Raw genomic sequence first — 15081 nt, forward strand, 5'->3', positions numbered from 1 at the left:
GGCCGCATCATGAACCCAGGCAGCACCCGGGGCACCACCCGGCGCACCGTTCTCGCGGGGGCGGCGGCGCTCGGCGCGGCCGTCGCCCTGCCGCTGACGCCCGCCGCGTCGGGCACCGCACACGCGGCCGAGGACACCGCCGCCGCCCTGCGCACCCGCTGGCACACCCTGCTCACCGGCGGCCCCGGCCTCGACCCGGCCGACCCGCGGATCGCCGCGGCCGTGGCCCGGGTCGGCCGGGCCGCGACCACCGCGGCCAAGGGCCTCGACCCGACCCGTACCGACGGGCTGTTCCCCGACCTGACCAGCACCGCGCTCTCCAACCACGTCACCACCTCGTTCAAGCGGCTCGCCACGGTCGCCACCGCCTGGGCCGTCCCCGGCACCCCGCAGCACGGCGACACCGCGCTGCGCGATCTGCTGCTGGCCGGCCTCGACTGGATGCTGACCAACCGTTACGGCCCCGAGCACACCCGGTTCGACAACGACTGGGACTGGGAGATCGGCTCCGCGCTCGCCCTCAACGACGCGACCGTGCTGCTGTACGACGTGCTCGGGGCGGAGCGGCTGGCCCGGATCACCACGGCCGTGCGGCACTACACTCCCGACCCGAACCTCTGGCGGGCCGACCGGCAGATCGCGACCGGGGCCAACCGGGTGTGGATCTCCACCGTCGTCGCCGTCAACGCCGTGCTCCGCGACAGCGGGGACGACCTGGGCCGGGTCCGTGACGCGCTCTCGGACGTCGAGGGCTCGGGCGCCAACAGCGTCCTCGCCTTCAACGACGCGAGCGCCGCCGCGGCGGGCACCGGCGAGGGCTTCTACTCCGACGGTTCGTTCCTCCAGCACTACAAGCACCCCTACAACGGCGGGTACGGCAAGGAGCTGCTGAACAACCTGTCCCGGCTGCTGAACCTCCTGGCCGGCACGGCGTGGCGGGTCACCGACCCGGACCTCGACAACGTCCGCCGCTGGGTCGACGACGGCTTCGACCCGCTGCTGGTGCGCGGCGACGTGATGGCGTCGGTGTGCGGGCGCGAGATCGCCCGCCCCAGCAAGCAGGGACACGTCTCGGCGCAGACCGTCATCGAGGCGGTGATCCGGCTGATACCGACCTTCCCCGGCGAGGCCGCCGACCGGTTCACCGCCCTGGTCAAGCAGTGGATCACCGAGGACACCTACCGCGACTTCCTGGCCTTGACCGACCTCGCCTCGCTGGTCGCCGCCCAGCGGGTGCTGGCCTCCCCCGTCCCGGCGCGGGGGCCGCTGGTCGCGCACAAGCAGCACCCCCGGATGGACAAGGCGGCCCACCACCGGCCGTCCTTCGCCCTGGGCATCTCCGCGTACTCGTCCCGGATCTACAACTACGAGTCGATCCAGAACGAGAACCTGCACGCCTGGCACCTCTCCGACGGCATGGTCCTGCTGTACACCGACGACCTCGGGCACTACAGCGAGGACTACTGGCCGACCGTCGACCCGACGCGCCTTCCCGGCACCACCGTCGTCGCGGGCCGGCAGGCGGACGGGGCGGGACAGCGCACCACCAGCGCCGCCGACTGGGCCGGCGGGACCTCGCTGCCGGGCACGACGCTCGGGGCGTACGGCATGGAGCTGCGCGCGTACGGGAGTTCGCTGCGCGGCCTGAAGAGCTGGTTCTGCCTGGACGACGTGATCGCCTGCGTCGGTTCGGGCATCACCGCCGACGCGGGCACCGTCGAGACGGTCGTGGAGAACCGCAAGCTCCGCGACCCGGGGGCGGCCCTGCTCGTCAACGGCACGGCGGTGCCCCCGGACGCCGGCTGGTCGGCCCGTCTCGACAAGGTCCGGTGGCTGCACGTGGCCGGAACCGGAGGCTACGTCTTCCCCGAGCCCGCCACGCTGAACGGTCTGCGCGAGGAGCGCACCGCGACCTGGCGCGAGATCAACCTCAAGTACGGCACGGACACCCCGGTCACCCGCCCGTACCTGACGCTGTGGCAGGACCACGGGGCGGCGCCGGACGGGGCGGACTACTACTGGCTCCAGGCCCCGGCCGCCTCCGCGGAACGCACCCGGCAGTGGGCGGCCGCTCCCCCGGTGAAGCCCGTCGCCCGCACCACCGCCGTGCACGCGGTGCGGCGCTGCGCGGACGGGCTGGTCGCGGCGAACTTCTGGACCGCGGGCACCGCGCAGGAGCTGTCCGCGGACGGCCCGGCCTCGGTCCTCGTGCGGCCGGAGGGGAGGACGGTGAAGGTGGCGCTGTCCGACCCGACGCAGTCGCGCTCCTCGGTCGTGCTGGACCTGGCGCGGCGCGGCCTGGACGTCGCCTCCGCCGACCCGGGCGTGAGCGTCACCAGGACCGGCAGCGGCGTCCGGATCACCGCCGACACCGCCGGACGCCACGGCGCGACCCTCAACCTCACCCTGAAGAGGAGCTAGACCCTTGCTGTTCGACATGGATCTCGACCGGTTGCGCGCGTACCGGCCGGAGCCGGAGGAACCGGCCGACTTCGACGCCTTCTGGGAGAAGACCCTCGCCGAGACGGCCCGCCACGACCTGGACGCGCAATTCGTCCCGTACGACGCCGGGTTCGCGACCGTCGACGTGCTCGACGTGACGTTCCGGGGCTGGGGCGGACAGCCGGTGAAGGCGTGGCTGATGCTGCCGCGGACGCGTTCGGGCCCGCTGCCCGCCGTGGTGCAGTACATCGGCTACAACGGCGGCCGGGGCATCCCGTACTCCTGGCTGACCTGGAGCGCGCTGGGGTACGCCCATCTGGTCATGGACAACCGGGGCCAGGGCGGCGGCGGCAAGAACACCGCGGACACCCCGGACATCGGCCCCGACGGGCACGGCTCCTCCTCCCCCGGCTTCCTGACCCGCGGCATCGAGGACCCCTCCCGTCACTACTACCGGCGGCTGATCACGGACGCGGTGCGGGCGGTGGACGCGGCGAAGGCCCACGAGGCGGTGGACGCCGCCCGGGTGGCGGTGCTCGGGGGCAGCCAGGGCGGCGGGCTCGCGCTGGCCGTCGCCGGGCTGCGGGACGACGTCGCGGCGACCGTCGCCGACGTGCCGTTCCTCTGCCACTACCGGCGGGCCTCGCAGATCACCGACGCCGGGCCGTACGCGGAGATCGCCCGCTGGCTGTCCGGGCACCGCTTCCGGATCGACGAGGCGATGGAGACCCTCTCCTACTTCGACGGGGTCAACTTCGCGGCGCGGGCGAGTGCCCCGGCGTGGTTCTCCGTCGGCCTGATGGACCGGATCTGCCCGTCGTCCACGGTGTTCGCCGCGTACCACCGCTACGCGGGACCGGCCGAGATCGAGGTGTTCACGTACAACGGGCACGAGGGCGGCGCGGAGTACGACCTGCCGCGCAAACTCGGCGCGCTGCGGGGCGTGTTCGGCCGGTAGCCGGAGGGCGGGGCCGGGGCCGGCCGGTGACGGGCCGGCCCCCGGTCCGTCACCGGCCCAGGGCCGCCATCGCGGCGTTGTGGCCGGGCACCCCGCTGACCCCGCCGCCGCGCACGGCGCCCGCCCCGCACAGCAGCACGTTGGCGTGTGCGGTCTCCACGCCCCACCGCCCGGTCTCCTCGGTGGCGTACGGGAAGGAGAGGTCCCGGTGGAAGATGTGGCCGCCCGGCAGCCGCAGTTCCCGTTCGAGGTCGAGCGGGGTCTTCGCCTCGATGCACGGCTCGCCGTTCCCGTCGAACGCCAGGCAGTCGGTGATCGGCTCGTCCAGGTGCGCGTCGAGGGCGGCGAGGGTGGCCGTGAGCAGTTCGGCGCGGGCCGCCTCGTTGTCGGCGGCGAAGAGCCGGGCCGGGGTGTGCAGGCCGAAGAGGGTCAGGGTCTGGTGGCCACTGGCGGCGAGCTCGGGGCCGAGGATCGACGGGTCGGTCAGCGAGTGGCAGTAGATCTCGGACGGCGGGGTGGTGGGCAGCCGCCCCGCGGCCGCCTCCCGGTGGGCGGCGGCGAGCTGCCCGTACCCCTCGGCGATGTGGAACGTCCCGGCGAACGCCCGGCGCGGGTCGACGGAACGGTCACACAGCCGGGGCAGCCGGGTGAGCAGCATGTTCACCTTCAGCTGCGCACCTTCGGCCGGGGCGGGCGGCTCCTCGCCGAGAAGGGCGGCGAGGGTCTGCGGGGAGGCGTTGACCAGCACCCGGCGGGCGGCGACGACGTGTTCCGCCTCCGGTGAGCGGACGGTGACCTCGGCCCGGGTCCCGTCGGTCTCGATCCGGGTCGCCTCATGGCTGACGCGGATCTCCGCCCCGGCCCCGCGGGCGGCCCGGGCCAGGGCGTCGGTGAGCGCGCCCATGCCGCCGACGGGGACGTCCCAGTCGCCCGTGCCGCCGCCGACGACGTGGTAGAGGAAGCAGCGGTTCTGGATCAGCGACGGGTCGTGCGCGTCGGCGAAGGTGCCGATCAGGGCGTCGGTGAGGACGACTCCGCGCACCAGGTCGTCGGTGAAGTTCTTCTCGACGGCAATGCCGATGGGTTCCTCGAAGAGCGTCCGCCAGGCCTCCTCGTCACCGATCCGCCCGCGCAGCCCGGCACGGTCCGGCAGGGGTTCGGTGAGCGTCGGGAAGACCCGTTCGGCGACCTGCCGCGTCATGCCGTGGAAGCGCTGCCACGCCCGGTACTCCCGGTCCGAGCCGGTGAGCGCGGCGAAGGAGTCCCGGGTGCTCTCCCCGCCGACGAGGAGCCCGGTGGCGCGGCCCTCGCGCACGGTGGGGGTGTAGGAGGACACGTTCCGCTTGCGTACGGCGAAGTCCAGTCCGAGGTCGCGGACGATCTTCGGCGGCAGCAGGGACACGAGGTACGAGTAGCGCGACAGGCGGGCGTCGACCCCGGCGAAGGGACGGGTGGAGACGGCTGCTCCCCCGGTGGTGGCCAGGCGTTCCAGGACGAGGACCGACTGTCCGGCACGGGCGAGGTAGGCGGCGGCGACCAGTCCGTTGTGGCCGCCGCCCACGATCACTGCGTCATAGCTGTCGGGTGCGGGCATGCCCCTTCGTAGCACGGCACGATCACGTCCGGGGCGTGTTTCGGAAGGAACGTCGTCCGCCCGGAGGGCGGGGCCGGGGGCGTCCGGTGCCTGCGATCGCAGGGCGGAGGGAGAAGAGCGCAGCGGACTGCGCCGACGGCCGACAACGCGGCGAGCGTGTGTGCCGGGCGTTCCCGGCCGGGCGGGACTTTCCGAATACGCCCTAGCCAGGGGTCGCGGTGCCGGGGACCTGCTGTCCGCGGCGCAGCGCCGCGACCTGCCGGTACAGTTCGACGGCCTCCGTTCCCCTGCCGAGCTGCTCCAGGCAGTGCGCCTCGTCGTTGCGGGCGGCGAGGGTGTCGGGGTGGCCGGCGCCGAGCAGCCGGGCGCGGGCCCCGGCGACCTGGCGGTAGGCGGTCAGGGCGTCGGCCCAGCGGCCCAGCCAGCCGAGGCCGACGGCGACCTCCCGGCGGCTGACGAGGGTGTCGGGGTGGTCGGGGCCCAGCACCCGTTCGCGGATCGCGCACACGTCCCGGGCCTCGGCGAGCGCCTCCTCCCAGCGGCCCAGCCGCCCCAGGTTGACGCCCAGGCCGTGGCGGGCGCGGAGCGTCTCGGGGTCGGTGGGGCCGCCCACCCGGGTCCGGTCGTCGACCAGGGCGCGGTACACCTCCAGCGCCTCCTCGCTGCGGCCCATGCGGCCGAGGCCGATGCCGACCTCGTAGCGGGCGGCGAGGGTGTCGGGGTGGTCGGGCCCGAGCGTTCTCGCGCGGCCCCGGGCCACTTCCCGGTAGGTCTGCAGGGCCTGCGGCCAGCGGCCCAGCCGGCCGAGCGTGTACGCCACCTCGTACAGCGTGACCAGGGTGTCGGGGTGCTCGGCGCCGAGGAGCCGGGCGCGGGCCGACGCCACCTCCTTGGCCATGCGGTAGGAGTCCTCCAGGCGGCCGAGCCGGCCGAGGTTGAAGGCCAGGTTGTGGCGGCAGCGCAGGGTGTCGGGGTGGTCGGGGCCCATCGACCGTTCCCGTGAGGCGAGGACCTCCGCGTACACCTGGTGGGCCTCGAAGTGCCGGCCGAGCCGGCCCAGCACGTACGCCGTCTCCTGGCGGGCGGCGAGGGTGTCGGGGTGGTCGGGGCCCAGCACGCGTGCGCGGCCCCGGGCGACCCGGTCGAACTCCCGCAGGGCGTCCGGGACGCGCCCGGTGCGGCTGAGGGTGAAGCCGACCTCGTACCGGCTGGCGAGGGTGTCGGGGTGATCGGGGCCCAGGGCGTGTTCCCGTTCGGCGGCGACCGCGCGGTGCACCTCGCCGGCCTCCTCCCAGTGGCCCAGCCGCCCCAGGTTGAGGCCCGCGCTGTGCCGGCTGGCGAGGACGGAGAGCAGCTCCGGCGACGGGGTCGGGCGCCCGACCGCGGCGAGCGGCGGTTCTCCGGTGAGGTCGCGCAGGTCGGTGCCGGTGGTCCACTCGCCGGTGAGGCCCGCGGAGTGGTCGGGCAGGGCCACGGGCAGGCGGGGGCCGGCCGCCTTGTGCCCGGTGGTCATGCCGCGGGTCCAGGCCGGCAGCCGCTGCCCCGGGCGCACCACCGGGACGGGCGGCGCGAGCCACACCCGCCCCGACAGCTCCGGTCTCGGCTGGGCGCCGGTGCGGCCGATGACGATCCGCTGTTTCAGGTCGCCCGCGTCGACGGGCCGTTCCTCGGGGGTCTTGGCCAGCAGTTCCAGGACGACGCGGTCGAAGAAGTCCGGGAGTTCGGCCCGGTGGGTGCGCGGCGGCCGGGGCTGGGTGTCGCGGTGCCCGACCAGGATCGACCAGGAGTCCTCCAGGTCGAACGGGGGTGCCCCGGTGGCGATCTCGTACAGGACGCAGCCCAGCGAGTAGAGGTCGCTGCGGTGGTCGATGTGGCCGCCGCTGATCTGTTCGGGCGACATGTAGTGCGGGGTGCCCATCGCGATGCCCGTGCCGGTGAGGCGGGAGGAGCCCATGTCGTGGCCCAGTCTGGCGATGCCGAAGTCGCAGATCTTCACCGTGCCGTCGGTCAGCCGCATGATGTTGGCGGGCTTGAGGTCGCGGTGCACGATGCCCTGCCGGTGGGTGTAGCCGAGGGCGTCGGCCACCTGTTCCGCGATGTCGACGATGTCGGCCACCGGCAGCGGGTGCTGTTCGTTGTCCTCCAGGAGCTGGCTGAGGTTGCGGCCCTCCAGGAGCTCCATGACCAGGTAGAGGACGCCCTCGTGCTCGCCGAAGTCGTGGACGACGGTGACGCCGCGGTGCTGGAGCGCGGCGGCGACGCGGGCCTCGCGGCGGAAGCGTTCGCGCAGGACGCGGGTGAAGGACTGGTCGTGCTGCGGCCCCATCGGCTTGAGGCACTTGACGGCGACGTGCCGGCCGAGCGACTCGTCCCGGGCGCGCCACACCTCGCCCATGCCTCCGCGCCCGATCAGTTCGAGCAGCCGGTACCGGCTCTGGATCAGCCTGGTGTCCGCCATCGCCTGCTGTCGCCCCCGTCGTTCCGCCTGCCGCCCGCTGCTGCGCCCTCCCCGGCCCGTCCAGTATGGCTGCCCGGCTGCTCGGTTTGTACGGGGTGGGGCCGTCGCCGGGGGCGAGTCGCGCGGTGACGCCGGGCGTGTCGGCGGGGCCGGGCCCGCCCGGGGAGGCTCCGTTGCGGGGCGCGCGCCGTTCCTCCTAGGGTTGCCATCATGGCCGATACGACCGGATTAAACGCTTCCGCACCACTCGTGGGAGTGGAGGAGGAGTACTTCCTCGTCGACCCCGTCACCCGTGAAGTCGTCCCGTACGCGGCCGAGGTGGTAGGGAAGGCCGCGGAGGATTTGGGGGACCTGGTCTCCCGGGAACTGGGCCGGTGCCAGGTGGAGACGAAGACCCCGCCGTGCCGCACCTTCGGCGAACTGCACGGGGAACTGCGGCGCCTGAGGGAGGCCGTCGGGGACGCCGCCGAGGCCATGGGGGCCCGGGCGGTGCCGGTGGGCGCGGTCGTGCTCGGCTCCCCGGTCCCGATGCCGGTCAGCGAGGGGCCCCGCTGCGAGGAGCAGTTGCGGGACTACCGGGGCCTGGTCGACGAGCACCTCATCTGCGCGGCCCATGTGCACGTGGGCGTCCCGGACCGGGAGCGCGCCGTGCTCGTGAGCAACCACCTGCGTCCCTGGCTTCCGCTCCTGATCGCGCTGTCGGCGAACTCCCCGTTCTTCTGCGGGCGGGACACGGGTTATGCCAGCTGGCGCCACATGATGTGGCAGCGTTGGCCGGTTTCCGGGCCCCCGCCGTACTTCCATGACCACGACGAGTACGAGGCCCTCCTGGAGGGCCTGACCGCCGGCGGGACCCTGGCGGACCACCGCACGCTGTTCTGGGACGTCCGGCTCTCCTCCCGTTACCCGACCATCGAGGTGCGGGCCGCCGACGTCCCCGTGACGGCCGGGGAGAGCGCCCTGCTGGCCGTGCTGGTGCGGGCGCTGGCCATCACCGCCCTGCGGGACGTCGAGGCGGGACGCCCCTGCCCCCGGCCGCCCGCCGAGCTGCTGCGGGCCGCGTGCTGGCGGGCGGCCCGCGACGGCCTGCGCGGCCGGGACATGGACCCGCACACGGGACGGCTGTCGCCCGCCGGTGACCGCCTGCCGTCCCTGCTGCGCCACATCGGCCCCGCGCTGGAGGAGACCGGTGACCGGGAGACCGTCACCACGCTGCTGGAACGGCTGACGGCCACCGGAACGGGCGCCGACCGCCAGCGCGCCGTCCACGCCCGCCGGGGTTCGCTCGTCGACGTCGTGGACGCCCTGGCGACGCGGGATCCGGCCGTCGAACCGCGCTGACCGGGACGGGGCCGGCCCCGGTAGTGGCAGAGCGCGTCGCAGCCGCTTCCCCAGGACGCGGTTGTCGGCGGAGAGCCCGCACGTGGTGGAACTTGTTGACGCGGTCCGAGAGGCCCTGGCGGTTTCGCCGGCCCACGGCGGCCGGTTGCTCCTCGGTGAGCGGCTCGGTCAGCGGCGCGTAGTCGTACAGGGGGGCGGTGTACGGGCGGTGGCGCCGGAGCGGGGAGGGATACGCGTGGGTGGCGAGCGCGACCCTGCTGGCGGTGACGCGGCCGCAGGGGGCGCGGACAGCGATCACCGCACCGTGCTCGTCGAGCTCGGTGGCAGGCGTGTGCCCGTAGACCCGGACGTCGAGGTCGAGTCGGGCCCGCCTCAGCCCCCGGGCGAGCCGGGCGGGGTCGGCGGTCCCCCGCCGGACGTGGGCTTGAGCGCCGCCATCCGCCTTCGGGAACCACCCGGTCCGCCATGCCCCGACCTTAGTAGGCGGGGTGTCACTGCGTGGTGACCCCCGCCCCCAGTCGGGGCCACCATGTTGGCTTTGCAGGGTTCCATCCGGTGCTGGGGCAGTTCCGCTTCCGGGATGGGCAGCGGAGCGTGGTCGGTGAAGACAGACATGCCAGGTTCGACCAGTTGGGGTGGCCTGTCGGCCGGGGCACGACTGAGGCTGTCGAGCTTGGCGGTGGCGGCGTCGAGGCCCACCGCTTCTTCATCGCCCGCCGCAGGGCCACCCGACCCGGCGATGAGTATCGAACACCCATCGAGGAGGAATGGGGCGATTTCCCGGCGCACTTCGAAAAGCACAAAGTGTCCATCGGCACCTGTGCTCACGCCTTTTCGAGCCCTTGTGTTCATGAACACGCTTGCATTCGTTGCTCGCTCCTCCGGCCGGGCCCGGCGCGGCCGGTGGGAGGAGATCCGCGACAACCTCGTCGCCCGCATCGCTGCGGCCGAGCGTGAGGGCTGCCTCGGCGAAGCCGAAGGATTGAAAGTCGGCCTCGCCGATGCCGAGGACAAGCTCGCCCAGAGGGACGCCATCACAACCCGCACGGCCGCGGCGGTCGATCTCGGGATGCGCCTGGCTTCACGTCGACCGCTGGACGCTCCAGCGACGCGTGACGCCGGATATGCTTCGGTGGCTCGGTGGATTGGGGCGCAAATCGGGGGTGCCATGAGTCGGCCGTTGCTGTTCCTCGACGTCGACGGGCCCCTGAATCCGTATGCGGCGAAGCCCGAGAAGCGCCCCGAGGGTTACACCACCCTTCGTGTCCCCCAGGAGAGCGGGGCAGCTGGGAGGCACGGAATGCTGCGGACCCGCATGAGGCCACTACGGGTATGGCTCAGCCCTGATCACGGGCCGGCGCTGCTGGCTCTCGGATACGAGATCTGCTGGGCCACCACCTGGATGAGCGACGCGAACAAGTGGATCGGACCTACGCTCGGGCTGCCTGAGCTGCCGTTCGTGGACTTCGGTGATGCCCTGCTCAACGAGCGCCCCGATGGCGTTCATTGGAAGGTGGAGCCATTGGTGGAGTACGCCAACGGCCGACCGTTCGCTTGGGTGGACGACGAACAGAGCAAAGCGGATCATGCACACGTGGCTGCCCATCACCACGCAGCCGCCTTGCTCCACCACGTCAATCCACGGATTGGCCTGCGGAACGACGACTTCACTGCCCTCGCGGCCTTCGCAGCATCCGTCGACACGTCGATGGGCGCTCCCTGAGCTTCGAGCGCCCAAGCCCAGTGCCGTATCAGGCAACTTTTGCCTTGTCGTGATGCGATGCCTCGCCGCGCACCGGTCAAGCCGTCGCAGTCACGGAGCGTCGGAGCGGCTTGCCGAACTGGAAACGGGCATCGACGGCCGCAGCCCTCGGTCATCACGCCCGGCCCCGACCGCGGCTCCCGACCGCGTTTCCACCTCGAGTCCGGCAGCTACGACACCGCCGCACCGGCCTGACCGTCCACCCACCCCACCCACCGAACTTACGAAAAGATCAGTAAGTGAGGCGCGTTGTCGACGATCGGCTTGCTGAGCAACCGGAGTATGGTGCCGCCGGCCTGTCAGTGAGCGGCCGTACGCTCGGCCCGTGAATATTGATGATCTTGAGTGGCAGTCACGGGGTCTCGGTGGATACCCGCCCGTGTTGGTCGATCTACTGATGGAGCAGGGGGACGTAGAGCTGCTGGTCCGGGCGGCTTCAAGAGGAGCGTGGTCCTGCGCGAGGGCGGCCGCGCGCCAGCTGTGCAAGACAGCGGAGTTCGAGCGGGCTCTGGGCGTACTGGAGCCGTTTGTCGAGCTTGGCTGGGAGCCGGCACGCTGGGCGGCTGCCGACATCGTGCTGCAGTCGGGACGGGTGCAGCAGGCGCTGGAGCGGGTCCGCCCGGACGATGTGGGGTCGGCGTCGGAGCACGTGTGCCGCGACTTCGCGGAGCTGCTGGTCAAGGCGGGGCAGGTGGATGAGGCGATCACCGTCCTCACACCGCACCTGGACCGGGGGTGGCTACTGTCCGTCCTGGTCGAGCTGACCGAGGGACAGAACCGGGACGAGCGGGTCCTGGAACTGCTCGCACCGAAGGCCGAGCGGGCCCGTAACGCTCGCGGGGAAGAACGATGGAACCTCGAGGCCAGTAACGCGCAGGACCTTCAGGCCCAGGTTCTGGAGCGCGCGGGCCTCGTAGACGAGGCCGTCCGGGTACTCGGTGCAGACATAGCCGCCGACCGCTTCCTGGTCCAGAACACACTCACCGCCTATGCCGAACTCCTCCAGCGCAACGATCGTATGGAAGAACTGCGCGAACTGGGCACCGGGGAGCACGCGCATGTCGGGTTGCCGTACTACGCCAGGGCCCTCGAAGACCGCGGTCGGACCGATGAGGCCGAGACCGTCCTGCGACGCTTCATCGCGGCCGACGAGTGGGGCCGCTTCCGCTGGCCATTGATCGAACTGCTGGGGCGCCAGGGCCGGCTCGAGGAAGCCGTCGAGGTGGGACGACCAACGTTCGACCACCACGACGCCTGCCTTCTCGAAAGCGTCATCCACCTTCTTGCCGAGGCCGGATGTTTCGACGAGGCCCTGACCATTCTCGACGAGCGCGATGCCGATTTCATCGACGAGCACCCATCCTGGTTCCACACGAACCGGATAGGACTACTGGGCGAGGCAGGTCGGTACGAGGAAGCCCTCGCCCACGCCAAGACCCTGCCGACGGACCTGTACGGACTGACATCCAGCACCGCGTGGATCCTGGAGCAGTCGGGACGCGTCGAAGAGGCTCTCGACCTGCTCCGGGCAGATGCCGACGTGGAGGCGTGGGAGGCGGCCGCGCTCCTCGTCAGGCACGGACGTGCAGACGAAGCGATTGACAGCATGCCCTCCATCGCCGATCTGCGCGCAGCCAGCCGGTGGGGGTAGCGCCGATCATGCAAATTTTCGATGAGACAACCCGTCCCCGTACGGTCCGGGCCGTCGACACCGCTCAGCTCTTGGACCTGGCACATATGAGGCCGCGATGCACGGCCTCCGCCGGCGTCTCCGGTGCCGTACCGGGCAACGCTCGCCCCCTCGACCGAGCCACGAGGAACCGGAGACACCCATCCCCGGGCAGGCGTTGTCGGTGACCGATGCGATGCTGGCGCCGACCACTCCGCTCGCAGTGATCAACCGGAGGTCTCGATGAGTGAACAGCCAGGCTCCCTCCTGCCTCCGTCCGGCTTCGACGCCGCTTGGTGCGCCACTGACCTCGGCAAGTACCGTGCCTGCCGATACACCTACGAGTACTACTCCCTCGAGAGCCTGCCGCCGCTGGACTCCAGCCAGTTCACGGGTGTCTTTCGATGGCTCGGGGACGCCGGCGCCCCCATCCCGCGGCAGGTCAGGAAGCTCAACGGCCTGGCAAGGGACCTGGCTGCCAGGGGCCTCACCTTGCCTCGGGATTTCGTCACGTTCCAGACCACCGAGAATCTGTACGGCTCGCTGGACGAGGTTTCGGTGACTGGGTGCTGGACGAGCATTTCGGACCCGCTGCCCAGTCCGGTCGAGCCTGGTGCCTTCCTGGTGCGGTTTTTCCGGGATCAGCAGGACTGCGTCATCTGGTACCTCTACCTCCGCCCGATGAGCGAGGTGTTCGTGGTGTACTCCCATCTCGACTACGAGTTTGAGTACGAGGCATGGCGTGAGGGGGAAGAGACACAGACCGATCTCGGGGATGCGGAGGAGCAGAGGGCCGCGATCCTGTGGTGTGCGCCGTCGTTCGAGGAGTTTGCCCATCGGTTCTGGATCGAGAACCGCCTCTGGCATGCGGTCGACGACCGTGAACTGCCATTGCTCGAGCCGCGGCTGCAGGATTACTTGAATCACTACGCACCGCCTGGGGCTCCCGTGTGATCGCGCCTTGAGCGGGATCCTATGCGGATGCCAGGGCGTGTACGGGTTCGCGAAATCAATGACGCCGAGGACAGGTGGCTGCTGCGAACCGTCCGCCGCGGCACCGGTTCGGTAGTGAACTGGCAGGCGGGCCCAGCTGGTACTGCTGCCCGCTCAGGGCATGGGTGTGACAAAGATTGCCGAGGTCACCTTCACAAGCGCAGACCGGGGCCGAGACGTGATCCACCCCTTCAACGTCGGCGGCTTCGGCTCGCTGTATCCGAAGTACTCCGGCAGCCGCACGAGGACACGTTCACGCCGACCGGGCAGCGCGAGATCAAGAAGATCGCCAAGTCGAAGCCGACCGAGCACGAGCTGCCGTTCTCGACCTGAAGTCCGACCAAGCCGACGGACTTCCTGATCGCCGAGAGGGTGGGCGACGACGTCAGCCACGAGGGCCTGCGCATCCTGCTTCGCGAGGAAGGCATCTCCTTCAACGACTGAAGACGTGGGAGACCTCCCAGGATCCGGACTACACGGCCAAAAGGCCCCGTCGAGCACCTCTACGCGATCGCCGACGGAGAGGTCATACCCGAAGAGGGCGAGCCCGAAGTCATCTTCTGCATGAACGGGTGTGGCCTCCTCGGTCTGATGCCGCCCCCCGGGCCGGCCGTGGGCCGAACGCGAAGGCAAGCACAGGGGCTCCGACCGTGAACCACCTCGGCGGCGCCGGGCGGTAGCTGAATGGTTCGGGAATCACGGAACTGCTCGTTCACTTACGTTGCGCTCCTTCTCCGATCGGGTGCGCGACGTCTGGCGACTACGCCAACCAGGGGATACGCCCCGTCCCCGCGTGCCTCCCGTAGTCCGGTCACCGGCTCCGTACCGACCGCCGCCCCACCCGTTCCGGAGCAGCCCATGACCGCAGCCGAGGAGACCGCCGTACTGGCGCGGTACGGCGACGGTTCCGCCGCGGGCCACCGCGCCGACGAACCGGGACGAGCGGCTGGCCCGTGCCCGGCGTTCCGTCCCGCGGCGCGGATGGGACGCCTCCCTCGTGGCGTCGGGGCACCGATCGCCGCGGCGGCCCCGGTCACCGCCCCCTCGGGCGGGGCGCCCGCGCCGGACGGCGGTCCGGGCCCGGTTCCCACGAGAAGGGACCGTCCGGCCCTCCCCCGCCGCCGCGCCCGGGGCGAGAGTGGGAACTGCGGAAGAGGAGGTCCCCGATGTCTTCCCTGCCTGGCGCCCCTCGCACCGTCAGCGACGTCATGAGCCATACCCCCGTCGCGGTCGGCCATGACGCGTCCTACAAGGAGATCGTCACCCTCATGGACGAATGGAAGGTGAGCGCCCTGCCCGTCCTCGAAGGAGAAGGACGTGTGATCGGAGTCGTGTCCGAGGCCGATCTCCTGCCCAAGGAGGAGTTCCGGCACGACGATCCCCACTCCGGCCGGTTCGCGCGCGAGGCCAAGGCCCGGGCCCTGCGGGCCGGGGAACTCATGTCGAGTCCGGCCGTGACCGTCCATCCGGACGCCACCCTCGCCGAGGCGGCACGGATCATGGCCACGCGGAAGGTGAAGCGCCTGCCCGTGGTGAACGGTGTCGGCATGTTGGAGGGGGTCGTCAGCCGGAGCGACCTGCTCAAGGTCTTTCTGCGCACGGACGGCGAGATCGAGGAGGAGATCCGCCGCTGCGTGCTCGGCGGACCCACTGCCGCGGCGGGGCTGGACGTCTCCGTGCGGGAAGGGGTCGCCACCCTGCGGGGAACGCTCGCCGACCGTTCGCTGGTGCCGCTCCTGGCCCGCGCCGTGCGGGCCGTGGAGGGGGTCGTGGACGCCCGGATGGAACTCGGTGCCCATGAGGACGCCCCATGACGGACAATCCTTGTGGGGGCGGTTACGTGCCCATCGACCGCAGGGACCGC

At 71.7% G+C, this 15081-nt stretch carries 9 protein-coding genes and 2 pseudogenes; 8 read left to right on the forward strand and 3 right to left on the reverse strand.

The genetic code is table 11. The features are described 5' to 3' along the window. Positions 1–9 precede the first annotated feature (9 nt). Both OCT49_RS01815 and OCT49_RS01820 read left to right on the forward strand, forming a co-directional pair. Entirely contained in the window at positions 10–2421 is a 2412-nt protein-coding gene (locus OCT49_RS01815) for a polysaccharide lyase 8 family protein (RefSeq protein ID WP_283850129.1), read from the forward strand. Positions 2422–2425: 4 nt separating this feature from the next. Further along, positions 2426–3400: an acetylxylan esterase gene (locus OCT49_RS01820; protein WP_283850130.1), complete on the forward strand. Its 975-nt coding sequence runs from the start codon at positions 2426–2428 to the stop codon at positions 3398–3400. A gap of 49 nt (positions 3401–3449) precedes the next feature. On the opposite strand, the gene OCT49_RS01825 is transcribed toward OCT49_RS01820, so the two are convergent. Then, positions 3450–4994, reverse strand: a complete 1545-nt coding sequence (locus OCT49_RS01825) for a phytoene desaturase family protein (protein ID WP_283850131.1) — start codon at positions 4992–4994, stop codon at positions 3450–3452. A 202-nt stretch (positions 4995–5196) separates the two neighbouring features. Further along, positions 5197–7452, reverse strand: coding sequence for a serine/threonine-protein kinase (locus tag OCT49_RS01830; protein WP_283850132.1), 2256 nt, complete (start codon positions 7450–7452; stop codon positions 5197–5199). A 210-nt stretch (positions 7453–7662) separates the two neighbouring features. On the opposite strand from OCT49_RS01830, the gene OCT49_RS01835 reads away from it, so the two are divergent. After that, a complete protein-coding gene (locus tag OCT49_RS01835) occupies positions 7663–8793 on the forward strand; it encodes a carboxylate-amine ligase (RefSeq protein ID WP_283850133.1) in 1131 nt (376 codons plus the stop codon). 190 nt (positions 8794–8983) lie between these two features. Here the strand turns inward: OCT49_RS01835 and OCT49_RS39795 are convergent. Next, positions 8984–9337, reverse strand: a pseudogene (locus OCT49_RS39795) (FAD-dependent oxidoreductase); the annotation flags it as partial. A gap of 624 nt (positions 9338–9961) precedes the next feature. Between OCT49_RS39795 and OCT49_RS01845 the strand changes: the two are divergent. The 5 genes and pseudogenes from OCT49_RS01845 to OCT49_RS01860 all read left to right on the forward strand — a co-directional run bounded on the left by OCT49_RS01845 (position 9962) and on the right by OCT49_RS01860 (position 15031). Next, the gene (locus OCT49_RS01845; RefSeq protein ID WP_283855638.1) at positions 9962–10516 is read left to right on the forward strand and encodes a hypothetical protein; all 555 of its coding nucleotides are present in this window, start codon (positions 9962–9964) and stop codon (positions 10514–10516) included. Positions 10517–10880: 364 nt separating this feature from the next. Then, positions 10881–12206 (forward strand): tetratricopeptide repeat protein, encoded by a 1326-nt coding sequence (locus tag OCT49_RS01850; protein WP_283850134.1) that lies wholly within the window; start codon positions 10881–10883, stop codon positions 12204–12206. Between the two features lie 261 nt (positions 12207–12467). After that, positions 12468–13178 carry a hypothetical protein gene (locus OCT49_RS01855; RefSeq protein WP_283850135.1) on the forward strand — a complete coding sequence of 237 codons (711 nt, stop codon included), beginning with the start codon at positions 12468–12470 and terminating at the stop codon, positions 13176–13178. A 27-nt stretch (positions 13179–13205) separates the two neighbouring features. After that, positions 13206–13893: pseudogene (locus OCT49_RS39800) on the forward strand (transposase); the annotation flags it as partial. A 499-nt stretch (positions 13894–14392) separates the two neighbouring features. Next, positions 14393–15031, forward strand: a complete 639-nt coding sequence (locus OCT49_RS01860) for a CBS domain-containing protein (RefSeq protein WP_283855639.1) — start codon at positions 14393–14395, stop codon at positions 15029–15031. Positions 15032–15081: the final 50 nt, after the last annotated feature.

This window comes from Streptomyces sp. ML-6 (genome assembly GCF_030116705.1).
In the GTDB taxonomy this organism is placed as follows: Bacteria; Actinomycetota; Actinomycetes; order Streptomycetales; family Streptomycetaceae; genus Streptomyces.

Excerpts from the sequence above, each read along its gene's own strand:
- OCT49_RS01830 (WP_283850132.1), bottom strand. The coding sequence starts at position 7,452 with ATGGCGGACACCAGGCTGATCCAGAGCCGGTACCGGCTGCTCGAACTG.
- OCT49_RS01845 (WP_283855638.1), top strand. The coding sequence starts at position 9,962 with ATGAGTCGGCCGTTGCTGTTCCTCGACGTCGACGGGCCCCTGAATCCG.
- OCT49_RS01815 (WP_283850129.1), top strand. The coding sequence starts at position 10 with ATGAACCCAGGCAGCACCCGGGGCACCACCCGGCGCACCGTTCTCGCG.
- OCT49_RS01855 (WP_283850135.1), top strand. The coding sequence starts at position 12,468 with ATGAGTGAACAGCCAGGCTCCCTCCTGCCTCCGTCCGGCTTCGACGCC.
- OCT49_RS01825 (WP_283850131.1), bottom strand. The coding sequence starts at position 4,994 with ATGCCCGCACCCGACAGCTATGACGCAGTGATCGTGGGCGGCGGCCAC.
- OCT49_RS01835 (WP_283850133.1), top strand. The coding sequence starts at position 7,663 with ATGGCCGATACGACCGGATTAAACGCTTCCGCACCACTCGTGGGAGTG.